Source organism: Mesorhizobium sp. M0293, from assembly GCF_040321735.1.
Lineage (GTDB): Bacteria > Pseudomonadota > Alphaproteobacteria > Rhizobiales > Rhizobiaceae > Mesorhizobium.
Genome location: NZ_JAMYSA010000009.1, coordinates 47639 through 70128, shown reverse-complemented (window position 1 = coordinate 70128; position 22490 = coordinate 47639). Strand labels below are relative to the sequence as shown.

28 protein-coding genes and 1 other RNA gene are annotated in these 22490 nt (G+C 62.0%); 13 read left to right on the top strand and 16 right to left on the bottom strand.

Annotated elements, in window-relative coordinates; all coding sequences use genetic code 11:
- Positions 1-33: 33 nt before the first annotated feature.
- Positions 34-513, top strand: a complete 480-nt coding sequence (locus NKJ06_RS06100) for an anthrone oxygenase family protein (RefSeq protein ID WP_352631995.1) — start codon at positions 34-36, stop codon at positions 511-513.
- A gap of 80 nt (positions 514-593) precedes the next feature.
- Entirely contained in the window at positions 594-743 is a 150-nt protein-coding gene (locus NKJ06_RS06095; RefSeq protein WP_352632071.1) for a glycine zipper domain-containing protein, read from the top strand.
- A gap of 18 nt (positions 744-761) precedes the next feature.
- On the opposite strand, the gene NKJ06_RS06090 is transcribed toward NKJ06_RS06095, so the two are convergent.
- The 3 genes from NKJ06_RS06090 to NKJ06_RS06080 form a co-directional block, all read right to left on the bottom strand.
- A complete protein-coding gene (locus NKJ06_RS06090) occupies positions 762-1058 on the bottom strand; it encodes an Rdx family protein (protein WP_352631993.1) in 297 nt (98 codons plus the stop codon).
- A gap of 61 nt (positions 1059-1119) precedes the next feature.
- Entirely contained in the window at positions 1120-1869 is a 750-nt protein-coding gene (locus NKJ06_RS06085) for a YebC/PmpR family DNA-binding transcriptional regulator (protein WP_352631991.1), read from the bottom strand.
- Positions 1870-2080: 211 nt separating this feature from the next.
- Complete coding sequence (locus tag NKJ06_RS06080) at positions 2081-2404, bottom strand: ArsR/SmtB family transcription factor (protein WP_352631989.1); 324 nt, start codon at positions 2402-2404, stop codon at positions 2081-2083.
- 52 nt (positions 2405-2456) lie between these two features.
- Here NKJ06_RS06080 and NKJ06_RS06075 point away from each other — a divergent pair, with 52 nt between their 5' ends.
- Genes NKJ06_RS06075 through NKJ06_RS06060 form a run of 4 tightly spaced genes read left to right on the top strand, consistent with a single transcriptional unit; the run spans position 2457 to position 4285 of the window.
- Positions 2457-2939, top strand: coding sequence for an SRPBCC domain-containing protein (locus tag NKJ06_RS06075; RefSeq protein ID WP_352631987.1), 483 nt, complete (start codon positions 2457-2459; stop codon positions 2937-2939).
- A gap of 45 nt (positions 2940-2984) precedes the next feature.
- On the top strand, positions 2985-3377 hold the full coding sequence (locus tag NKJ06_RS06070; protein WP_352631985.1) for a VOC family protein: 393 nt from the start codon (positions 2985-2987) through the stop codon (positions 3375-3377).
- Positions 3378-3428: 51 nt separating this feature from the next.
- Positions 3429-3791 carry a VOC family protein gene (locus NKJ06_RS06065; RefSeq protein ID WP_352631983.1) on the top strand — a complete coding sequence of 121 codons (363 nt, stop codon included), beginning with the start codon at positions 3429-3431 and terminating at the stop codon, positions 3789-3791.
- Between the two features lie 26 nt (positions 3792-3817).
- A complete protein-coding gene (locus NKJ06_RS06060; RefSeq protein WP_352809360.1) occupies positions 3818-4285 on the top strand; it encodes an SRPBCC family protein in 468 nt (155 codons plus the stop codon).
- Positions 4286-4290: 5 nt separating this feature from the next.
- Here NKJ06_RS06060 and NKJ06_RS06055 read toward each other — a convergent pair whose 3' ends face one another.
- From NKJ06_RS06055 to ssrS, 4 genes are all read right to left on the bottom strand, one after another.
- Positions 4291-5058 (bottom strand): TerC family protein, encoded by a 768-nt coding sequence (locus NKJ06_RS06055; RefSeq protein ID WP_352631980.1) that lies wholly within the window; start codon positions 5056-5058, stop codon positions 4291-4293.
- A gap of 74 nt (positions 5059-5132) precedes the next feature.
- Complete coding sequence (locus NKJ06_RS06050; RefSeq protein WP_352631978.1) at positions 5133-5957, bottom strand: TIGR00282 family metallophosphoesterase; 825 nt, start codon at positions 5955-5957, stop codon at positions 5133-5135.
- Positions 5958-6027: 70 nt separating this feature from the next.
- Entirely contained in the window at positions 6028-6615 is a 588-nt protein-coding gene (locus tag NKJ06_RS06045) for a 5-formyltetrahydrofolate cyclo-ligase (protein ID WP_352631976.1), read from the bottom strand.
- Positions 6616-6754: 139 nt separating this feature from the next.
- Positions 6755-6911, bottom strand: a non-coding RNA gene (gene ssrS, locus NKJ06_RS06040) — 6S RNA.
- A 162-nt stretch (positions 6912-7073) separates the two neighbouring features.
- On the opposite strand from ssrS, the gene NKJ06_RS06035 reads away from it, so the two are divergent.
- The 7 genes from NKJ06_RS06035 (at position 7074) to msrB (ending at position 11732) form a co-directional block, all read left to right on the top strand.
- Positions 7074-7913 carry an AAA family ATPase gene (locus NKJ06_RS06035; RefSeq protein WP_352631974.1) on the top strand — a complete coding sequence of 280 codons (840 nt, stop codon included), beginning with the start codon at positions 7074-7076 and terminating at the stop codon, positions 7911-7913.
- 90 nt (positions 7914-8003) lie between these two features.
- Positions 8004-8450 carry a GNAT family N-acetyltransferase gene (locus NKJ06_RS06030; RefSeq protein WP_352631973.1) on the top strand — a complete coding sequence of 149 codons (447 nt, stop codon included), beginning with the start codon at positions 8004-8006 and terminating at the stop codon, positions 8448-8450.
- Between the two features lie 68 nt (positions 8451-8518).
- Positions 8519-8707 carry a type II toxin-antitoxin system HicA family toxin gene (locus NKJ06_RS06025; RefSeq protein ID WP_352631972.1) on the top strand — a complete coding sequence of 63 codons (189 nt, stop codon included), beginning with the start codon at positions 8519-8521 and terminating at the stop codon, positions 8705-8707.
- An 11-nt stretch (positions 8708-8718) separates the two neighbouring features.
- Complete coding sequence (locus NKJ06_RS06020; RefSeq protein WP_023758609.1) at positions 8719-9123, top strand: type II toxin-antitoxin system HicB family antitoxin; 405 nt, start codon at positions 8719-8721, stop codon at positions 9121-9123.
- Between the two features lie 6 nt (positions 9124-9129).
- Positions 9130-10320 (top strand): vWA domain-containing protein, encoded by a 1191-nt coding sequence (locus NKJ06_RS06015; protein ID WP_352631971.1) that lies wholly within the window; start codon positions 9130-9132, stop codon positions 10318-10320.
- Positions 10321-11130 (top strand): MBL fold metallo-hydrolase, encoded by an 810-nt coding sequence (locus NKJ06_RS06010; protein WP_352631970.1) that lies wholly within the window; start codon positions 10321-10323, stop codon positions 11128-11130. It abuts the gene before it with no gap.
- Between the two features lie 197 nt (positions 11131-11327).
- Complete coding sequence (gene msrB / locus NKJ06_RS06005; RefSeq protein WP_352631968.1) at positions 11328-11732, top strand: peptide-methionine (R)-S-oxide reductase MsrB; 405 nt, start codon at positions 11328-11330, stop codon at positions 11730-11732.
- A gap of 166 nt (positions 11733-11898) precedes the next feature.
- Here msrB and NKJ06_RS06000 read toward each other — a convergent pair whose 3' ends face one another.
- The 9 genes from NKJ06_RS06000 to livM form a co-directional block, all read right to left on the bottom strand.
- Entirely contained in the window at positions 11899-12210 is a 312-nt protein-coding gene (locus tag NKJ06_RS06000; RefSeq protein ID WP_352631966.1) for a hypothetical protein, read from the bottom strand.
- A 7-nt stretch (positions 12211-12217) separates the two neighbouring features.
- A complete protein-coding gene (locus NKJ06_RS05995) occupies positions 12218-12658 on the bottom strand; it encodes a hypothetical protein (protein ID WP_352631964.1) in 441 nt (146 codons plus the stop codon).
- Between the two features lie 50 nt (positions 12659-12708).
- Positions 12709-12969, bottom strand: coding sequence for a DUF2312 domain-containing protein (locus tag NKJ06_RS05990; RefSeq protein ID WP_013529099.1), 261 nt, complete (start codon positions 12967-12969; stop codon positions 12709-12711).
- Between the two features lie 157 nt (positions 12970-13126).
- Entirely contained in the window at positions 13127-16585 is a 3459-nt protein-coding gene (pyc, locus tag NKJ06_RS05985) for a pyruvate carboxylase (RefSeq protein ID WP_352631962.1), read from the bottom strand.
- Between the two features lie 300 nt (positions 16586-16885).
- The gene (locus tag NKJ06_RS05980; RefSeq protein ID WP_352631960.1) at positions 16886-18004 is read right to left on the bottom strand and encodes a branched-chain amino acid ABC transporter substrate-binding protein; all 1119 of its coding nucleotides are present in this window, start codon (positions 18002-18004) and stop codon (positions 16886-16888) included.
- A gap of 137 nt (positions 18005-18141) precedes the next feature.
- Positions 18142-18489, bottom strand: coding sequence for a DUF6867 family protein (locus NKJ06_RS05975; protein ID WP_352631958.1), 348 nt, complete (start codon positions 18487-18489; stop codon positions 18142-18144).
- A gap of 112 nt (positions 18490-18601) precedes the next feature.
- Complete coding sequence (locus NKJ06_RS05970) at positions 18602-19330, bottom strand: ABC transporter ATP-binding protein (RefSeq protein WP_352631956.1); 729 nt, start codon at positions 19328-19330, stop codon at positions 18602-18604.
- Complete coding sequence (locus NKJ06_RS05965; RefSeq protein ID WP_352631954.1) at positions 19330-20892, bottom strand: ATP-binding cassette domain-containing protein; 1563 nt, start codon at positions 20890-20892, stop codon at positions 19330-19332. The genes NKJ06_RS05970 and NKJ06_RS05965 overlap by 1 nt, the downstream gene beginning before the upstream one ends.
- Positions 20892-22487, bottom strand: coding sequence for a high-affinity branched-chain amino acid ABC transporter permease LivM (gene livM, locus NKJ06_RS05960; protein ID WP_352631952.1), 1596 nt, complete (start codon positions 22485-22487; stop codon positions 20892-20894). The genes NKJ06_RS05965 and livM overlap by 1 nt, the downstream gene beginning before the upstream one ends.
- Positions 22488-22490: the final 3 nt, after the last annotated feature.

Sequence of the window (22490 nt, the reverse complement as noted above, 5' to 3'; positions counted from 1 at the left end):
ATTTTAATGCAGAAGGCATCTGGAGCAACTGAGATGATCGCGAAACTTCTCCCCACCCTCATCTTCATCGCCGCAATCGGCTCAGGCGTCGTCGGCGGCGTGTTCTTTGCGTTTTCCAGCTTCGTCATGCCCGGCCTCGCCCGCATGCCCGCCGCTGGCGGCATCGCCGCAATGAATTCGATCAACGTGACGGCCGTGACGCCGCTGTTCATGACCGCCCTGTTCGGCACGGCGCTTATCTGCGTCCTTGTCGCCATCGGCGCGGTGATGGGCTCGAGCCAGCCGGGTTCGCTCTGGCTGGTTGCCGGCAGCCTGGTCTATCTCATCGGCATCGTGGTGGTGACGATGATCTTCAACGTCCCGCTCAATGATGCACTTGCCGCCGCCGATCCGGCAAGCGCCAGTGGCGCAAGCCTATGGTCGCGATACCTCAATGAATGGGTGATGTGGAACCATGTCCGCACCATCAGCGGCGTAGCCGCGCTGGCATCCTTCTGGTTCGCCGCGCGTTGACGGCAATGGGCGGAGCCACCGGTGACCGACCGCGTGGTCTCCGCACTAGAAATTCACGGCGATCGTTTGGGAGATGCGTTTTGAAGGATCAGTACTCAAACATGGCCTTCGGCATGGCCATCGGAGTTGGTGTCGGCTCGGCGATCGGCGCCGCTCTGGATGATCTGCCAATCGGCATCGCTATGGGCGTCGCCATAGGCGCGGCTTTCGGAGCGTTGCGACGTAAGTGACGGTGCTGCCGGCGCTCTTCAGGCCTTTGTTTTTCGATCCGAATGGCCGAGATCGCGATCCGGATCGATGACGTCGCGCACAAGCTGCTTGAGTTTGGCCGCGTCTGGAAAGCCGCCATCGCGCTTGCGGTCCCAAACCAGAGCGTCGTTGCAGGAAATGGTGAAGATGCCGCCGGTCCCAGGCACCAGCGTCACTTCGCCGAGATCCGCGCCGAAGGTCGACAGCAGCTCCTGCGCCATCCAACCAGCACGCAGCAGCCACTGGCACTGCGTGCAATAGGTGATGCGGATGGCGGGAAGCGCTTTTTCGCTCATGTCAGACTAAGCTCCGCTTATGTCTCAGGCTGAGCTCCGCTCATGCCGGGCTGAGTTCCGCTCATGCGGCGCTGAGCTTGGCCATGGTCTCGTCATCGACTTCGAAGTTGGCGTAGACGCTCTGCACGTCGTCGTCATCCTCGAGCGTGGCGACCAGCTTCATCAGCGACTGTGCCCGCTCCTCGTCGACCGGAACATTGTTCTGCGGCCGCCAGATCGGCTTCACCGATTCAGCCTCGCCGAGCGCGCCTTCCAGCGCCTTCGACACTTCGCCGAGATTTTCGAAGGCGCAATAGATCGTGTGGCCCTCTTCATCCGATTCCACATCGTCGGCACCGGCTTCGATCGCCGCATCCATGATCTTGTCAGGGCTGCCGGCCGATGCCGGATAGTAGATCTCGCCGGCACGGTCCCACATGAACGACACCGAGCCGGTTTCGCCCATCGCGCCGCCGGCCTTGGTGAAGGCGGCGCGCACGTTCGATGCCGAACGGTTGCGGTTGTCGGTCAGGGCCTCGACGATGACGGCGACGCCACCTGGGCCATAGCCCTCATAGCGCACGGCTTCGTAGTTCTCGGCGTCGCCCATCGAAGCCTTGTTGACGGCGCGCTGGATGTTGTCCTTCGGCATCGACACCGCCTTGGCGTTCTGGATCGCCAGGCGCAGGCGCGGGTTCATCGACGGATCGGGCGTCCCGCTCTTGGCGGCGACGGTGATTTCGCGCGCCAGCTTGGAAAACATTTTCGACCGCACCGCATCCTGGCGGCCCTTGCGGTGCATGATGTTCTTGAACTGTGAATGGCCAGCCATGGCACCCCTGTCGTCTTCTCGGCTAGAGCATCCGAAGCGGGTGATCTCACCTCGTCTTCCGCAATGCTCGAATTCAAAATTTCAGAGCGTCCCAGGTGCAACTCGTGGAAGCACGGCGTTCTCTGTCGGAATGGCCGGCTTATAGATAAATCGGCTCAATTCGTCCAGCCACAGGGCGTATGGGACACACGACATAGTCTGCTGCGGTTGCTCACGCCTCCAGATCCGACTTCAGCCGGTCGATGATGCTGAGTGCATGGCCGGCATACTGGCTGATCCAGCGGTCGTGGATCTGCTTGATCGGCAGCGCGTTGAGATGGTTCCAGCGCTCGCGTCCCTCGCGCCGCGCGATGATCAGGTCGGCCTCCTCCAGCACCTTGAGATGCAGCATCACCGTGCAGCGGTCGATATCGGGAAACGCATCGCACAGCATGCCGGTCGTCTTCGGCGTGTCCTTCAGCTGGTCCAGCATTTCGCGCCGGCGCGGATGCGCCAGCGCCTTGAAAACATTGTCATCTTGCGATCGGCTTGACATGTTATGTTTATATAACATATTATTGAACCGATCAAGGGAAGGAGTTGTGGATATGTCACTTGGATTCAGTGTCTCAGGACGCATTGGCAAACCGGTCGCCGAAGTCTTCGACGCGGTCGTCAATCCAAAAAAGCTCAGCGGCTATTTCACCACCATCGGCGGCGCCAGCGCCCCGCTGGAAGCCGGTGCCGGCGTCGTCTGGTGGGGCAAGGTGCCGGTCGAGGTCGATGAAGTGGTCAAGGACAGCCGCATCGTGCTGCGCTGGGATGCCACCGATGCCGACGGCAAGCCCGCCTACAAGACCCGCATCGAGATGAATTTCGAACCGCTCGACGATGGCGGCACCTTCGTCACCATCGCCGAGAGCGGCTGGCAGGAAGGTGCTGTCGGCTTGAAGAAGTCCTACCTCAACTGCGAAGGCTGGTCGCAGATGCTGGCCTGCATGAAAGCCTATGTCGAATACGGCATCAATCTGCGCGACGGCTACTACCGCAGCGAGATGAAGGGCGAACCCGCCAACGAGACCAATATTTGAGCGACCCCAAATTTGAGCGTCCAAGAGGAAGATGGAGGCCTTGCGATGACGAAAGTTACGCCATTCCTGATGTTCGAAGGCAAGGCCGAAGAGGCAATGGCCCTCTATAGCGAGACCATTCCGGACAGCAGCATCCTTGATATCACACGCTATGGCCCAGGCGAAGACGGCCCGGATGGAACGGTCAAGCTGGCGCGCATGTCGATCGCCGGCCTGGAAGTGATGGTCTTCAACAGCCCCGTGCACCACGCCTTCACGTTCACGCCGTCGGTCTCGCTGTATGTGGACTGTTCCTCCGAGGACGAGCTGAACCGCATTGTCGAGACACTGGCAAAGGACGGCGGGTTTCTAATGCCGCCCGACAATTACGGCTTCAGCCGCCGCTTCGCTTGGCTCAACGACAGGTTCGGGGTCTCCTGGCAGATCAATCTTGCATAACCAGTCTGGGCAAAGGCGAGCAACAACAACTGAACGACAACGGAGCCAGCAATGACCGCGAAGATCACCGGCGGCATCAACATCGCCATGAAGGTGCCGCCGCACCAATATCAGGCGACGGTCGCCTTCTACCGCGACGTCGTCGGCCTGAAGCCGTTCACCGACAAGGCGCCGGCAATCGGCTTCGAGCTCGGCCCCAACCGTCTGTGGATCGACGAGGCGCCGATGATGAGCCAGGCCGAGGTTTGGCTGGAGCTGTTCACCGATGATTTTCCCGCCGCGGCGGATCATTTCGCCAAGGCCGGCGTTGTGCGTTGCGACGCCATCGAACCCCTGGGCGAGGGCTTCCGCGGCGGCTGGATAACCAACCCTGCCAGCATCGTTCACATGCTGCGCGAACCCGACGCCTGGTGAGCGCCAAGCCTCGAAAGGAGCATCCGATGGAGATCAGCGAAACACCAACCGCCGAAGCCGGCATGCTGATCCGGCGACCTGTCGCCGAAGTGTTCGAAGCCATCGTCGATCCGGCCATCACCACGAAATTCTGGTTCACCCACGGCAGCGACCGGCTGGACAGCGGCAAGGTGGTTCGCTGGGAGTGGCGCATGTACGACGTCTCAACGACAGTCAATGTCAGCGAGATCGTCGCGAACGAGAAGATCGTCATGCAATGGAGCGATCCGCCGACCACGGTGGTCTGGACCTTCACCGAAATACCAGGCGATGCGACCTTTCTCGAGGTTCGCAATTTCGGCTTCGCCGGCAATGGCGACGAGCAGGTGAAGGAAGCCGTCGGCTCAACCGGCGGCTTCACGCTCGTGCTGGCCGGCGCCAAGGCGTGGCTGGAGCAAGGCCTGACGCTGGGTCTGATCGGCGACCGTCATCCGAAAGGGGTGCCGATGAATTAGTTTCCTCAGTACCCGCTGCCGGACTTCGCCTTCTTGCGCCGTCGCGCCAGCATGTTGAGCCCCTCGACCAACGCCGAAAAGCCCATCGCCGCGTAAATGTAACCCTTGGGCACGTGGTAGCCCATGCCGTCGGCGATCAGCGTCATGCCGATCATCAAAAGGAAGCCCAGCGCCAGCATGACGATGCTCGGGTTCTTGGCGATGAAGTTGGCCAGCGGCCCGGCCGCCAGCATCATCACGCTGACCGCGACGATCACGGCGATGTACATGATGGCGATTTCGTCGGTCATGCCGACGGCGGTGATGATCGAATCGATCGAAAAGACCAGGTCGAGCAGCAGTATCTGGAAGATCGCCCCGGCAAGACTGATCTGCAGCGTCTCGCCCAGCATCGTGTCCTTGTGGTCGTCGGGGTCGACCGTGTGATGGATTTCCTTGGTCGCCTTCCAGACCAGGAACAGGCCGCCGGCGATCAGGATCAGGTCGCGCCAGGAAAAGCCGTGACCGAAGGCCGTGAAAACCGGCGCCGTCAGCTGGACGATGATCGAAATGGTGGCCAACAGCACCAGCCGCATGATCAGCGCCGCCGAGATGCCGAGGCGGCGGGCGCGGGCCCTTTGCGCTTGCGGCAGCTTGTTGGTCAGGATCGAGATGAAAATCAGATTGTCGATGCCGAGAACGATCTCCAGCACCACCAGCGTCAGCAGCGCGACCCAGGCCGTTGGGTCGGACACGAATTGAAAATGCGGCGCCAGGAATTCGATGAGCTGCATGGAGGTCGTCCCCTCTTTTAACGATCTAGAGCAGTGTCGCCGGCAATTAGGTACTAAGCGCGTTTATATCAATGTCACGACCAGAAGGATGGCGCGGTTTCCTCCAGCCGTGGCCCGCGACGAAACGGCGCGATCCGCTCTGTCAGTCCGGTGCGGTCGGAAATATCGACGCCGACGCCGCACAATGTCGCCGGTCCGGTCGCGGCCTCGAAACGCCCTTTCGGCACCTTCGACAGGAACCGGTTGAGCGGTTCCTCCTTGTCCATGCCGAGCGAGGAATCATAGTCGCCGCACATACCGGCGTCGGACATATAGCCGGTGCCGCCATTGAGGATCTGGTGATCGCCGGTCGGCTGGTGGGTGTGGGTTCCGATGACGAGGCTGGCGCGGCCATCGACGAAATGCGCGAAGCACATTTTTTCAGACGTCGCCTCGGCGTGGAAGTCGATGACCACCGCATCCGCCTGCTCGCCGAGCGGACAGGCGGCAAGCTCCCGTTCGCCGGCCTGGAACGGGTCATCGAGCTCGGGATGCATGAACACCCGGCCCATGATGTTGGCGACCAGCACGCGCGCACCGCTCCTGGCGATGTAGACGCCGGAGCCGCGCCCGGGCGTGCCTTTGGGAAAGTTGGAGGGGCGCAGGAAGCGTTCTTCGCGCGGCGCGAAGGCCAGCGCGTCGCGCTGGTCCCAGACATGGTTGCCGGTGGTGACGACATCGGCGCCGGCCGCGATCGTCTCGCGGAAGATGTCTTCGGTGATGCCGAAGCCGCCGGCGGCATTCTCGCCGTTGACGATGACGAAATCGAGTTTGAAATCGGAGATCAGCCCCGGCAGTTGTTCCCACACCGCCGTGCGTCCCGTCTTTCCAACCATGTCACCGAGGAAGAGAAGTCTCATAAGATCCCGCACCGAAAGTCAGCAAAGCAAAAGCTGCATGACGCCAGTGGAAGATCATGCGTCCATTTATCTACAATTTTGGCACGAAGCGGCGCAACCCGCTCTCGGTGAGTATTTCCGCGATGATGACGTCATGATCCTCATCCGGCACCTGCGCCACCTCCTGGCAATCAAAGGCGATGCCGATCAGCCGCGGCGGCTGTCCCTTGTCGATCAGCCCGGCGATGGCGCGGTCGTAATAGCCGGCGCCGTAGCCAATGCGATGGCCGCGCGCATCGAAGGCGGCGAGCGGCACCAGCATCACCGAGGGGTCGAGCACCTCGGCCTCCTCATGTGGACCGACCGTGCCGAAACCCATCTCAACCATCGGCGCGCCGCGCACCAGCTCGCGAAAGACGATCGTGGTCTTGTCGAGAATGGCCGGCAGGCAGAGCCGTGCACCCTTCTCGCGCAAGGCAAACATCAGCGGCCTGACGTCGACTTCCGAGCGCATCGGCCAGAAGCCGGAAACGATCTGCCCCGGCTCGATATGCAGGTGATCGCGTGCCGTCTCGGCCATTTCAAGCGCGACCTCAACCCGCCAGAATTCATTGAGCGCGTCGCGGCGCCCGAGGGCCTCGCGGCGAAGCTGCTTTTTCAGGTCTTTTGAGGATGTCATGCGCCGACGCTAGAAAAGGTCAGATTTGGATGGAGTTTTAGGAGCGACGTTTTGGAGGAGCGGAGCGAACTTTTCGTTCGTGAGCACCACACAAAGCGACGCGACGACGAAATCCGCCAAATATGGCCTTTTCGATGGGTGACGGTCCACACAACCGGTGGAGAGAGCGATCCCGGGAACCTACAAAGTAGGTGGGCGCCGTGTGAGAAAACCCACGGGGTCTTCCCAGGGACAGCTCCCTAAGGATCGTTAAGGCCCCGGGGAAAATGTTCTCCTGCCGGGAAGCACAGACCGTCCCACCCAATATAGGCTGCTCATCGGGCAAGCGCCAGAGAGACAGAGTGGCCGGCGACTTTATTCGCTGCGAATCCGCTACCCCTGTTCAGCGCCGTTCGCCGCCGTGCCTTGCACTGGCAAGTCCGCCTCCTTACGGTTGTCATGGCAACCAAGGAGCAAAAATGCGTTTCGAAGGCACGGCGGCCTATGTCGCCGACAAGGATCTGATGGTGGCCGTCAACGCGGCGATCGCGCTGGAACGGCCCTTGCTGGTCAAGGGCGAACCCGGCACCGGCAAGACGGAGCTCGCCCGCCAGGTGGCGTCAGCACTTGGCCTCGACCTCATCGAATGGCACGTCAAGTCGACCACCAGGGCGCAGCAGGGCCTTTACGAGTATGATGCCGTCTCGCGGCTGCGCGACAGCCAGCTCGGCGATATCAGGTTCAACGACATCAGGAACTACATCAAACGCGGCAAGCTCTGGGAAGCGTTCGCGGCCGGCAGGAAAATCGTGCTTTTGATCGACGAGATCGACAAGGCCGACATCGAATTCCCCAACGACCTCCTGCAGGAGCTCGATCGGATGGAGTTCTTCGTCTACGAGACCGGCGAAACCATCCGCGCCGAGGTCAGGCCGATCGTCATCATCACCTCCAACAACGAGAAGGAATTGCCGGACGCCTTCCTGCGCCGCTGCTTCTTCCACTACATCCGCTTTCCCGACGTCGACACGCTGCACAGAATCGTCGACGTCCACTATCCCGGCATCAAGCAGAACCTGGTGCGGGCGGCCCTCACCCAGTTCTACGAGATCCGCGAGGTGCCGGGGCTGAAGAAGAAGCCGTCGACCTCCGAGGCACTCGACTGGATCCGCCTGCTGGTCGCCGACGATATCGCGCCGGAGGACCTGCGCGCCGACCCGAAGAACGCGCTGCCCAAGCTGCATGGGGCGCTGCTGAAGAACGAACAGGACGTGCACCTATTCGAGCGGCTGGCCTTCATGGCCAGAAGGCAGCAATAGGGCGGCAGCAGTAGCACTTTCCCTTCTGTGGACCGTTGCCGCCCGCCGAACTGGGAGGCAGCTTCGGCCAGAACCTTCGGAGGAGATGAAATGTCTGAGATTATTGTCCGCCCGCTCGCGCAGTCCGACCACGCCGACTGGCGGCGGCTCTGGACCGACTACCTGACCTTCTACGAGACGAAGCTGCCGGAAGAGGTCTACGCCGTCACCTGGAAGCGGCTGTTCACGGCGGGCGAGTTCGAGCCCAAGGGCTTCATCGCCACCCTCGACGGCAAGGCGGTTGGCCTCACCCACTATCTCTACCACCGCTCCGGCTGGTCGGAGAAAAACAACTGCTATCTGCAGGATCTGTTTGCCGACCCGGATGTGCGCGGCAAGGGCATTGGTGCTGCGCTGATCGAGGCGGTGAAACAGGAAGCCGCAAAAATCGGCGTCAAGAACGTCTACTGGATGACGCACGAGACCAACACCACCGCGCGCAAGCTCTACGACCATGTGGCGCGCCGGACCGGCTTCATCGAGTATGATCTATTGTGAAGAAAGTGGGAGATTGATATGGTCGCCATTGCGCAATATATTGCGCATGACCTGGGTGTGTAGTGCCGTTGATCGAGACCAATACGCGCGAAATTATCATCAGGCTTTTGCGCGATGGCTGGGTAAGTGTCGGCGGCGGCAAGCACGACAAGTATGAGCATCCGGAACGGCCAGAGGTGATGATCATCGTGCCTAGGCATCGTGAACAATCTCCCGGTGTCGCCCGGTCGATCGCCCGGCTGGCTGCATGGATTTGAGGACAGACCGCATGACGCATTATGTTGGAATTCTCGATGGGGCAGAGGACATCTGGGGGGTGCGAGTCCCTGATCTTCCCGGCTGCCATGGCGGCGGCGCAAGCCCCGAAGAAGCCATTGCCGATGCCACTTCCGCCGTGCGCGAATGGGTCGAAGCACGTGCGACGAAACATCTGCAGTTACCGGTCTCGCGTACGGTGGCGCAATTGCTCCTGCAAGACGAACTCGATACTGCCGCAGGCGAATCCGCCGTGATGATCCCGGTGCTGATCGACTCGGGCCGGCCCGTCCGAGCCAATCTGTCGCTCGACGCCGGTCTTCTGGCGGCGATCGACGAAGAAGCAGGCCGGCGTGGCCTGACGCGTTCCGCATTCATTGCAAGCGCCGCACGAGAGAAGATCGAGGGCCACAGATAACCGACAATGTTCATTCCCTTCTTCCTCGAACTGAAGGCAGCGCGTGTTCCCGTTTCGCTGCGGGAATATCTGTCGTTGCTGGAAGGGCTGGAAGCCGGGCTGGTCGACTATGATGTCGAAGGTTTTTATTACCTCGCCCGCATGGCACTGGTGAAGGACGAGCGTCATATCGACCGCTTCGACCAGGTGTTCGCGCATGTCTTCAAGGGCATCGAAGCACTGGGCGGGCCGGATGCCGTCGATGTCGCCAACATTCCCGAAGAATGGCTGCGCCGCCTCGCAGAAAAGCACCTGACCGACGAAGAGAAAAAGCTGGTGGAGGCGCTCGGCGGTTTCGAGAAACTGATGGAGACGCTGAAGCAGCGGCTCAAGGAGCAGAACGGCCGCCACCAGGGCGGCTCGAAATGGATCGGCACCGACGGCACCTCGCCTTTCGGCGCCTATGGCTATAATCCCGAAGGCGTGCGCATCGGCCAGCATGAAAGCCGCAACCGCCGCGCGGTGAAGGTGTGGGACAAGCGCGAGTTCAGGAATTTCGACGATGCCGTCGAGCTCGGCACCCGCAATATCAAGATCGCGCTGAAGCGTCTGCGCCGCTGGGTGCGCGAGGGTGCCGAGGAGGAGTTCGACCTGCCCGGAACCATCCACGCCACCGCCGAGCACGGCTATCTCGACGTGCGGACGCGGCCGGAACGCCGCAACGCCGTGAAGCTCCTGATGTTCTTCGATGTCGGCGGCTCGATGGACGATCACATCAAAAGCGTCGAGGAGCTGTTCTCGGCCGCCCGCGCCGAATTCCGCCAGCTCGAATATTTCTATTTCCACAACTGCCTCTACGAGGGCGTGTGGAAGGACAATCGCCGCAGGCATGCCGAGACGGTCCCGACCTTCGACCTCCTCCACAAATATGGGCCCGACTACAAGGTGATCGTCGTCGGCGACGCTTCGATGAGCCCCTACGAGATTGCACACCCCGGCGGCTCGGTCGAGCACTGGAACCCGGAGGCCGGAGCCGTCTGGCTCGGTCGCCTGCTGCAGCAATGGCCGAACGCGGTGTGGCTCAATCCCGAGGCCGAAAAGAACTGGGGTTACACCCATTCGATCGCGATGATCCGCGACATTTTCGGCGGCCGCATGTTTCCGATGACACTGGCCGGGCTCGAAAGCGCGACGAAGCAGCTTTCAAGGAAGCATTGAATGGACCGACGGGAAACCTGCTTTCTCTGCCTGCAATGCGGCGTCCAGTTCGCGGCAACAGAGGCGCCGCCGGAACACTGCCCGATCTGCGAGGATGAGCGCCAGTATGTGCGCTGGAAAGGCCCAGCGTGGATTACGTCGCAGGAACTCGCTGACGGACATCGGCTTGTGATGAAGGACGATACCGGCGTGCTCGCCTTCGGCATCGAACCGCGCTTCGCCATCGGCCAGCGGGCGCTGCTGGCGCAGACGCCGCACGGCAATGTGCTGTGGGATTGCATTTCGATGGTGACCGACGAGGCGGTGGCCGAAATCAACCGCCGCGGCGGCCTGACGGCGATCGCCATCTCGCACTGCCACTATTATTCGGTGATGGTCGAGTGGAGCGAGGCGTTTGGCGGCGTGCCGATTTATCTCCACGCCGACGATCGTGAGTGGATCATGCGGCCGCACAAGGCGATCGTCAGTTGGCAAGGCGAGATGTTGGTCATCAACCCGTCGCTGACACTCATTCGCTGCGGCGGTCACTTTGCCGGCGGTCAGGTGCTGCACTGGAAACGCGATGGCGGCGACGTCTTGCTGGCCGGCGATATCTTGCAGGTGACGCCGACGCGCCGCCATGTCTCTTTCATGTACAGCTATCCGAACTACATCCCGCTCAATGCTGCCACCGTGCACCGCATCGCCTCGGCGCTGGAGCCGTTCCAGTTCGACCATATCTACGGTGCATGGTGGAACCAGAATGTCATCGGGGATGCAAAAGGGGCATTAGCCACATCGGTCGCCCGCTATCTCGCGGCGATCGCATAAAGACGCCATCGAAATTGCGGGCAAATGCCGTAACAAATGCCTATCTTGGTGCGAATATGAAGTCGCAATCCGCGCATGACGCCGAACCTCCGGTTCGGAAAGGATCATGCGCAAAAACCAAAGCGCTACAGCGTCCTTTGCGCGTCCGATGGACGCGCGGCGCTGTAGTAACGAGCCGGCAAGGCTGAGGAGATCGAATGGACACCCATACCTACCCCGTAACCCGCACCGACGCAGAATGGCGCGCCCGGCTGACGCCGGAGCAATATGCTGTCATGCGCGGCCATGGCACCGAGCGACCGGGAAGCTGCGCTCTGCTCTACGAGAAGCGCGCCGGCACGTTTTCCTGCGTCGGCTGCGATCAGTCTTTGTTTGAATCCAAACTGAAGTTCGAGAGCGGCACCGGCTGGCCGAGCTTCAACGACCCGGTACCGGGCTCGGTCGAGAACACTGTCGACCGCAGCTACGGCATGGTCCGCACCGAATGCCACTGCGCCCGCTGCGGCAGCCATCTCGGCCATGTCTTCGAAGACGGCCCGCCGCCGACTGGCCTGCGCTATTGCATCAACGGCGTGGCGCTGAAATTCGAGCCGGCGGCTTGACGCAAGTCGCCCAAAAGTGCGCAGCGGTTTTGGGACAACGACATGCATAGAACTCAAAGCGCGACGCGCTTTGAGCCAAACGATCGCTAGATAGATAGGAAGGGCGGCTGCGGCCGCCCTTTTTTGTTTGCGGTCCGTGAAATTGGTTGGTGCCGTCGATACTCGCTCAGGCCACGACCGTCAGGATCAGCCACAATATGGCGCCGAGCGCCATCAATGAAGCTTTGGTGCCACTGGCCTTTTCCGTGGTTCGCCATACGGCAAAGGTCAGGAAGATGTTGTAGGGCACCAGCGCGAAATGCACCGCCAGAACCAGCACAAGCGGCAGCTTCAGCGCAAGCAGGATGATCGCGGCCACCGCTGATGCGACGTTGAGCGCCGTGCCGACAAGAACAAGGTCGCGCCAGAACAGCCGGTCGAGCGGCACCAGGCCTTGCCAGCGTGAGCGGAAGAAGGATCCGACGCCTTCTGGCAACACCTGATATCTACCCCTGTCCCAGGACTTCTGTCACCGCGCGCTCGATACGCGAGCATTCGGTCACCAGCCAATCGGTCATCGCCGGCCAATTGTCTTCGGCATAACAGTTCACCCGCCACATCGAATTGATGCCGAGGCCTTCGCAACTCTGTTCCGGCTTAAGCTTCAGCCTGTCTTCGATCGCCGGCTGGAACGGCTTCAGCCGCGACCAGGCTTGCGTGGCGCCGAACTTCTCGTTGCGGCCGAAAAAGACGCCGACATGGTTCTGTGCCGGCGCGACATACATGGAAAGGACCAATGCGAAATCGGGCAGCCCGCGCTGCCAGAACCAGGGTCCGCGCCTCGCCATCAGAGGCTTTTCTTCCGGATGCCGTTCGGCGAACAGCATCCAGAAACCGCGTTGGCGGAATTCAGAAGCACGGCGGGCGCCGAAGTCGAATTCGCTCATGGTCCGAACCGTTTCTCCGGCAACCGCATTGGGCGCCGGGCCGGTTAGTCTTACACCATGCCCAGTGCGGCCTTGTACAGATCGAGGATGGTCTCCTCTTCCTGCCGCTCGGCCTGGTCCTTCTTGCGCAGCCGGATGATCGTGCGCATCGCCTTGGTGTCGAAGCCGGTGCCCTTGGCCTCGGCGAACACTTCCTTGATGTCGTCGGAAATAGTCTTCTTCTCTTCCTCGAGCCGCTCTATGCGCTCGATGAAGGCACGCAGCTGGCCGGCGGCAACAGTCTGGCTGGTATCGGTGATATCGTCGGCCATTTTTTCTCCACATCGTTTTTCGCGCCGCGACTCGGTGACGACGGCGGCAAATTTGAGCCGGTTCGATGCCCGACCAGCGGCGGCGGGTCAAGCCGTTATCGATGCTGCATGAAAGGCTGCCGCCATGATGCGGACAGCCATCCCCAGGAAGGTAGCATTATCCGAAGGCGATCAGCAGATCCTTTGCATCGATCTGGTCGCCGGCCTTGACCAGCACCTCGGCGATGGTGCCGTCGCGCTCGGCATGCAGCGCCGTCTCCATCTTCATCGCCTCGATGGAGAGCAGCACGTCACCGGCCTTCACGGCCTGGCCGGCAGCAACCGCAAGTGCGGAGACGACGCCCGGCATCGGCGCGCCGACATGGGCCTCGTTGCCGGGCTCGGCCTTGCGGCGGGCCTTGGCGGCGGACGCGCCATGGGCCCTGTCGGGCACCTTGACGCGGCGCGGCTGGCCGTTGAGTTCGAAGAACACGGTGACCATGCCCTTCTCGTCGACATCGCCGATGGCAAGGCAGCGCACCACCAGCGTCTTGCCCTTCTCGATGTCGACGAAGATTTCGTCTTCAGGTTTCATGCCGTAGAAATAGGTCGGCGTCGGCAGGACGCTGACCGGACCGTAGGTCTCCTGCGCGCCGGCGAAATCCGTAAACACCTTGGGATACATCAGCCACGAGGCGAATTCGAACTCGCTTAGCTTACGATCGAGCTTCTCCTCGATCTCCTTGCGGTTGGCCTTGAGGTCCGCCGGCTTGAGCAGCGAGCCAGGCCGCACCTTGATCGGCTTGTCGCCCTTCAGCACCTTCTTCTGCAGCTTCTCAGGCCAGCCGCCGGGCGACTGGCCGAGATCGCCGCGCAGCATCGAGACGACCGAATCCGGGAAGGCGATATCCCTGTCCGGGTTTTCGACATCGGCGACGGCCAGATCCTGGCTGACCATCATCAATGCCATGTCGCCGACGACCTTGGATGACGGCGTCACCTTGACGATGTCGCCGAACATCAGATTGACGTCGTGATAAGTCTGCGCCACTTCGTGCCAGCGTGTCTCCAGCCCGAGCGAGCGCGCCTGCTCCTTGAGATTGGTGAATTGTCCGCCCGGCATCTCGTGCAGATAGACTTCCGAGGCCGGTCCCTTGAGGTCGCTTTCGAAGGCGGCATACTGGTTGCGTACCGCTTCCCAGTAGAACGAGATTTTCCTGATCCAATGCGGATCGAGGCCCGGGTCGCGTTCGGTGCCCTTCAGCGCCTCGACGATCGAACCCAGGCATGGCTGCGAGGTGTTGCCCGACAGCGAATCCATCGCCGCGTCGATGGCATCGACGCCGCTGTCGACCGCCGCCAAAACCGTCGCCGCCGACAGGCCCGACGTGTCGTGGGTGTGGAAATGGATCGGCAGGTCGGTCGCCTCGCGCAGCGCCTTGAACAGCACGCGTGCGGCGGAAGGCTTCAGCAGTCCGGCCATGTCCTTGACGGCGATGATGTGGGCGCCGGCCGCCTGCAATTCCCTAGCCAGGCCGACATAGTATTTGAGGTCGTATTTCGCCCGCGCCGGATCGAGGATGTCGCCGGTATAGCAGATCGCTGCTTCGATCAGCTTGCCCTCGGCACCGACCGCATCCATGGCGACGCGCATGTTCTCGACCCAGTTCAGGCAGTCGAACACCCGGAACAGGTCGATGCCGCCGGCAGCCGCCTGTTTGACGAAATGCTGCACGACATTGTCGGGATAGTTGGTGTAGCCGACACCGTTGGCGCCGCGCAGCAGCATCTGCAGCAGCAGATTGGGCGCCGCCTCGCGCACCAGCGACAGCCGCTCCCACGGATCCTCGGTGAGGAAGCGCATGGCGACGTCGAAGGTGGCGCCGCCCCAGCATTCGAGCGACAGAAGCTGCGGCAGGGCACGCGCATAGGTACCGGCGATGCCGGCAATGTCATGCGTGCGCATGCGTGTCGCCAGCAGCGACTGATGGCCGTCGCGCATCGTCGTGTCGGTGACCAGCACCTCTTTCTGGTCGCGCATCCAGGCGGCGAATTTCTGCGGGCCCAGCACATCCAGCTTCTGCTTGCTGCCGACGGGCACATTTCCGTTGAGGTAGGGCACCACAGGTGCCGCCGCATCGGCCTTCGGCTGTGGCCGGCCGCGCGTCTCGGGATGGCCGTTGACGCTGACATCGGCGAGGTAGTTGAGCAGCTTGGTCGCGCGGTCCTGGCGCTTGACCTGCTGGAACAGCTCCGGCGTCGTGTCGATGAACTTGGTCGTGTAGGAATTGTCGGCGAAGCTCGGGTGGTTGATGATCGCTTCGAGGAAAGTCAGATTGGTGGCGACGCCGCGGATACGGAATTCGCGCAGCGCCCGGTTCATGCGGGCGATGGTCTCGGCAGGCGTCGGCGCCCACGCCGTCACCTTCTCCAGCAGCGGATCGTAGAAGCGGGTGATGACCGCGCCCGAATAGGCGGTGCCGCCATCGAGGCGGATGCCGAAACCCGTCGCGCCGCGATAGGCGGTGATGCGGCCGTAATCCGGGATGAAATTGTGCTCGGGATCTTCCGTGGTGATGCGGCACTGCAAGGCGTGGCCGTTCAGCCTGATGTCGTTTTGCGCCGGCACGCCCGATCCCGGCGTGCCTATCGCAAAGCCGTCGAGGATATGAATCTGCGCCTTGACGATGTCGATGCCGGTCACCTGCTCGGTGACGGTGTGCTCGACCTGGATGCGCGGGTTGACCTCGATGAAGTAGAATTTGCCGGTGTCGGCGTCCTGCAGGAACTCTACCGTGCCGGCGCCGATATAGCTGGTCTCGCGCGCGATCTTCAGCGCATGGCCGCAAAGCTCCTCGCGCTGCGGCATTTCGAGATAGGGCGCCGGCGCCCGCTCGACGACCTTCTGGTTGCGGCGCTGGATCGAGCAGTCGCGCTCGAACAGATGCACGGCATTGCCATGCGTGTCGCCCAGCACCTGCACCTCGACATGGCGCGCGCGCTCGATCAGCTTTTCGAGATAGACCTCGTCCTTGCCGAAGGCGGCCTTCGCCTCGCGCTTGCCTTCCGTGACTTCACGGGCAAGGTCGGCTTCGGCGCGGATGGCACGCATGCCGCGGCCGCCGCCGCCCCATGACGCCTTCAGCATCACCGGATAGCCGATCTGCTTGGCCAGTTTCTTGACCGCATCCATGTCGTCCGGCAACGGATCGGTGGCGGGGATCACCGGCACGCCGACCTCGATGGCGAGATTGCGCGCTGCGACCTTGTTGCCGAGCCGCCGCATCGTGTCCGGCTTCGGCCCGATGAAGGTGATGCCGGCCTCGGCACAGGCGTCGGCGAATTCGGGGCTTTCCGACAACAGCCCGTAGCCGGGATGAATGGCATCGGCACCCGAAAGCCTGGCGACGCGGATCACCTCCTCGATCGACAGATAGCTTTCGATCGGTCCCATGTCCCGGGTCAGATGCGGCCCGCGTCCGACCTGGTAGCTCTCGTCGGCCTTGAAGCGGTGCAGCGAATACTTGTCCTCCTCTGCCCAGATCGCCACGGTTTTGAGACCGAGTTCGTTGGCCGCGCGAAAGACGCGAATGGCGATTTCGGACCGGTTGGCGACGAGGATCTTCGTGATGGCCAAGGACTGGGCTCCAGCAACGGAAGGAAGAGAAATCGGCGCAATGATTAGCGTGAAAATGCTGCAGCGCAAACAAAATTGACGCGCATTTAAACCGATTGAAATGGAATCTTTGCGGCAGGGGCGGTCGCATTCAGTCGAACACGCAAGGAAAGCGCCGGCGCTGCCGGCAACGCGCGATCATTTTCCGGCTAAAGGCCCCGGCCGTATCGACTTGCCGGCCCCTCCGGAGCAGACCCGGCTCAAACGAAAAATGCCCGGCGCGCGGCGCCGGGCATTCCGTAGAAATCGAGACTGACGAGCTTACATCTTCTGGATGTAGGTGTACTTGCCGTCGTCGCCCTTCTTCCATTCGTACATGACGTAGCCGGGCAGCGTCGGGTCGCCCTTGGCGTCATAGGACAGGTCGCCCAGCACGGTCTTGAACGGGCCGTTTTCATGCAGCGCCTTGGCAACTGCCTGCGGGTCGTTCGACTTGGCAGCGGTCGCTGCTTCCGCGATCGCCTGCACGGCTGCGTACGAGTAGAGCGTGTAGGCTTCCGGCTCGAAGCCCTGCGCGCGGAACTTCTCGACGAGTTCCTTGTTGGCGGGGATCAGGCGCGGATCCGGGCCGAACGTGTTGAGCGTGCCCGCAACCGCGTCACCCGCGATCGAAGCCAGCTCGTTCGACACGATGCCGTCACCGGAGACCAGTGTCGCCTTCAGGCCCTGGTCGGCCGCCTGGCGGATGATCAGGCCGGCTTCGGTGTGCAGACCGCCCCAATAGATGATGGTGACGCCGGCTTCCTTCATCTTGGCGATCAGCGCCGAGAAGTCCTTGTCGCCGACATTGATGCCTTCGTACATGACTTCCGTCACGCCGGCGGCGTTCATTGCCTTCTTGGTTTCGTCGGCAAGGCCCTGGCCGTAGGTGGTCTTGTCGTGGACGACGGCGATCTTGGCGTCCTTGAAGTTGGTCGCGAGATAAGCGCCGGCAATGCTGCCCTGCTGGTCATCGCGTCCGCAGGTGCGGAACACGTTCCACAGGCCGCGCTCGGTGAACTTCGGGTTGGTCGCAGCCGGGGTGATCTCGACGATGCCGTTTTCCGCATAGACTTCCGATGCCGGGATCGAGACGCCCGAGTTGAAGTGCCCGACCACGAACTTGACGCCGTCGCCGACGAATTTGTTGGCAACCGAGATGCCCTGCTTCGGATCGGAGACGTCGTCGCCAACCTCGAGCTTGATCTGCTCGCCGTTGATGCCGCCTGCCGCGTTGATGTCGGCGACAGCCGCTTCGGCACCCTTCTGCAGCTGTGCGCCGAAGGCTGCGTTTGGACCGGTGATTGGGCCGGCGACGCCGACCATTACGTCAGCCCACGCGGCACCACCGAACGCGACAAGCGCGGTCAGGGCGACGGCGGACAAAAGTGACTTTTTCATTTAAACGCTCCCATTAACGGAGTGGGCGTGGATGAAGCTTTCATGCGATGCCCACCCTTATCGCAGAAAGCATAGTTTGCCGATTTTCAGGCACTTGTCACGCCGATTCAATTCCGATGCGGCGTTAATGATGAACGTCAACCTTTCGGTTTCCAGCTCAAGATTGAAGCTCTTTCGTAGAGCCAATTATACTGTGTAACCATCTGGTTTGTGCGCGTGTATTGAAAGCCGACAAAGCCGAGGATCATCAGCACGATGGTGTCGACGATGTAGTAATGCAGCGAGAACATCGTGCCGCCGAACAGCGCGTGATGGATGAAGCGGATGCCGATCCCGAGGCCCAGCATATAGGCGAACAGCTGAATAAAGCTGCGCCATGTCTGGGCGCTGGCCTTGCCGGTCATCCAGGCCGCCCAGCCGCCGAGCAGACAGGTGACGAAGAAGAACTGCCAGATCGAGGGTTCCTCATAGAGAATGCCCTGCATGATGAAGTCTCCTTATCATGATCCCGAAAAGTTGCAGACTTTTCGGACAAAGATCATGCGACAAACAAACAATTGGGAGCGGAATACCGAACGCACACATTCCGCTCCAAACTCAGTGGTGTCCGCCTTCGAGATAGGCGGCGCGCACTTCCGGATTGGCGAGCAGTTCCTTACCGGTGCCGCTCATCGTCACATTGCCGTTGACCATGACATAGCCGCGCGTGGCGAGCTTGAGAGCGCCGAAGGCGTTCTGCTCGACCAGGAATACGGTCAGCCCCTGCGTGCGGTTCAACTCGCGGATGGCGTCGAAGATCTGCTTGACGATCAGCGGCGCCAGACCCAGCGACGGCTCGTCGAGCAAAAGCAGCTTCGGCCGCGCCATCAGCGCGCGTCCGATCGACAGCATCTGCTGCTCGCCGCCCGACAGTGTGCCGCCGCGCTGGGCGATGCGCTCCTTGAGCCGCGGGAACAGCTTGAACACCTTCTCGACGTCCTCGTCATAGTGTTGGAGGTTGTCGAGGCTGGCGCCCATCTGCAGGTTTTCCATCACCGTCATGCGCGGAAAGATGCGCCGGCCTTCGGGCGATTGGGCGATGCGCATGCGCGCGATCTCGTGCGTCGGCAATTGCGTGATGTCGGTGCCGGCGAAGGTGATGGTGCCGGCGCGAGCCCGCGGCGCGCCGAAAATGGTCATCATCAGCGTCGACTTGCCGGCGCCGTTGGCGCCGATCAGCGCCACGATCTCACCTTCCTTCACGGTGACATCGACGCCGTTAAGCGCCCGGATGTTGCCGTAGTAGGTCTGCACGCCCTTGATATCGAGCAGCGTTGTCCTGGCCATCACTTGCCCCCTCCGCGCTTGCCCGCCACAGGCTTGGCAGCAGTTTTTCCGGAAGCATGGCTGGTCGCCACCTTGCCCGCATCGACGCGGCGCGAGAATTCCGTGTCCTTGCCCTGGCTGAGCAGCTTGGCCTGCTTGACCCATTCCTCGCGCGCGATGCGCCCGTCGAAGGCAAGATAGGCTTCGGCGGCTTCGACGTCGGCCTTTTTCCAGGCGCCGATCTGGTCGAAATGGAAGATGCCGTGATCGTTGAGCTTCTTCTCGTTGACCGAACCGATCCCCCTGATGCGGGTCAAATTGTCGGCCTTGCCGCCGCGAGGCGCCGCCAACCGGTTGGAGATCCCCCCGGCCTTCGCCGCCGGAGCCTTGGTTGCCGGTTTGGCCGGTCCGGACGCCGCGGTCGACTTTGCAGTCGTCCCGGTGGTCGTCTTTGATGCCGCCTTCGGAGCCGGCTTGGCCTTTGACGCCGGAGCAGGCTTCTCAGCCGGCACCGCCGCCGCCGGGGCCGCCTTGTTTGCAGCGGCGAGCGATCGTGCATCGACCTGACCGGCCTTCGAGGCGCCCTTGGCTACCGTAACCCGCTCGCCCGAACTATGGCCGACCGTGTCGGTCACCGGCCCGGCGAGATAGGAAGACGATGTCCCCGGGCCGTGTGCTGCATCCGGCCCCGTATCGAGCTGTTCGATGACGTCTTCATCGCCGACTTCGGTCAGCACCGACTCGACTTCCTCGTCATCGACGCCGAGATAGGCGGCGATGACGCGCGGGTCGGTGCGCACCGACTGCGGACTGCCGTCGGAGATCTTGCGGCCATATTCCAGCACCACGACATGGTCGGAGATTTGCATGACCACCGACATGTCATGCTCGATCAACAGGATCGAGGCGCCTGATGTGTTCTTGATATCGATCAGCAGCTCATTGAGCGCCGCCGATTCCTTCGGATTGAGGCCGGCTGCCGGCTCGTCGAGGCATAGAAGCTCCGGCCCCGTGCACATGGCGCGCGCGATCTCGAGACGCCGCTGCGCGCCATAGGGCAGGTCGCCGGCCGGATCGTCGGCGCGGTCGACAAGATCGGCCTTCTCCAGCCAGTGCTTGGCAAGCTCCACCGATTCGGCCGAGGCCTTGCGGTAGCCGCTGAAGCCGAACAGGCCCAGGATCGTATAGCCCGAGGCTTTCATCAGCTTGTTGTGCTGGGCAACCAGCAGGTTCTCCAGCAGCGTCATGCCCGAGAACAGGCGGATGTTCTGGAAGGTGCGCGCCACCTTGGCGCGCGCCGGGATCTCATGGTTGGGCAGTCGCTCGAGCAAATAGCTCGTGCCGTCGTTCCGGTTGAGCGTGATCATGCCTTCCGACGGCTTGTAGAAGCCGGTGATGCAGTTGAACACGGTGGTCTTGCCGGCGCCGTTGGGGCCGATCAGCGCGGTGATCTCGCCGCGCCTAGCGGCGAAGGACAGGTCGCCGATGGCTACCAGGCCGCCGAACTTCATCGACAGATGCTCGACCTGCAGGATGGCGTCGTTCATGCCCGGATTGGTCCCCTGAATCGTGCTCGCATTCATCAGCCGTGGCCCTCCTTGGTGAAGGAGCCGGAGACCGCTCTTCGCACCTTGAGGAAGGCGGTCGGCTCGCGACTGCCGACAAACCCGCGCGGCTTCCACAGCATGACGATGACCATGGCCATGCCGAACAGAAGCATGCGGTAGAGTTCCGGCGTGAAGTCCGGCCCAAATATCTGCTTGAGGAAGTCGAGCTCGCGCAGCGCCTCGGTGCCGCCGATCATCACCATCGCGGCAACCGCAATGCCGACCAGCGAACCCATGCCGCCGAGAACGACGATGGCCAGGATGATGGCCGATTCCAGGAAGACGAAGGATTCCGGGCTGACGAAGCCTTGCCGCGCGGCGAAGAACGAGCCGGCGAAGCCACCGAACATGGCGCCTGTGGCAAAAGCCGTGAGCTTGGTTGTCGTCGTGTTGATGCCCAGAGACCGGCAGGCGATCTCGTCTTCGCGCAGCGCTTCCCATGCGCGGCCGACCGGCAGGCGCCGCAGCCGGATGGTGACGAAGGCGGTGAGCAGGCACAGGCCCAGGATGAGATAATAGAGGAAAATCTTGTAATACGCGCCCGACTGGGCGATGCCCAACACCTTGGCGATGTAGTTCGGGTCTGACACGTTGAACGACATCAGGCCGAAGAAGCTGACCTTGGGAATGCCGGAGATACCGGCCGACCCGTTGGTGACCTCGCGCCAGTTGATCAGCACCAACCGGATGATCTCGCCGAACGCCAGCGTGACGATTGCCAGATAGTCGCCGCGCAGGCGCAGCACCGGGAAGCCGAGCAGCACGCCCCAGAAGGCGGCCATGGCACCCGCTGCCGGCAGCAGGATCCAGAACGACAGGCCGTATTGGGTGCCGAGCAACGCATAGGCATAGGCGCCAATTGCATAAAAGGCGACGTAGCCGAGATCGAGCAGGCCGGCGAGGCCGACGACGATGTTCAGGCCCCAGGCCAGCATCACATAGATCAGGATCTGGATGCCGAAATTATCGACCCATTTCAGCGAACCCTGCAGCCCTCCGACAATCGACCAGGCACTCAGCGACAGCACCGCGACCACGAGGATCGGGTACAGCACAAGCGCGGCAATGCCGAGTTTGGTGAAGTTGGCATGGATGAAGGCTCTGAAATAGTAGATCACGCAAGCCAGCACATAGACGACCGCCAGGGCGCGCAGGAATTGCAGATAGCCTGCCGGCTCAGCTCCCACCCATCCGACGAAAGAGTTGTTGAACACGAACAGCAGCACCGCGGCGATGATTGCCACGATAAAGGCCGGCAACTGGAAGAAGCGCGACGCCACGCTGGCCGGCAGCAGACCGGTGGCGACGTCGGTGATCTTCTGGTTGGCCAGGAAGGGCTGGCCATAAGCGACATAAAGAAACCGCCCGACAGCCGTGGCGATCACCACGGCGGCAAGCAGGCCCCAGCGCGTCGTCAGGACCAGCTCATTGGAAATGTTCTGACCCGTCTTCAGGCCGATGAACAGCACGAACAGGCCAAACGCTATGGCGCCGGCATAAAGCGCCTCGCGCGTGGCGCGCTGCATGGGGGTGGCGACGGCGTCGCGCTCCGGAGATACGGTGACGGCCATGGT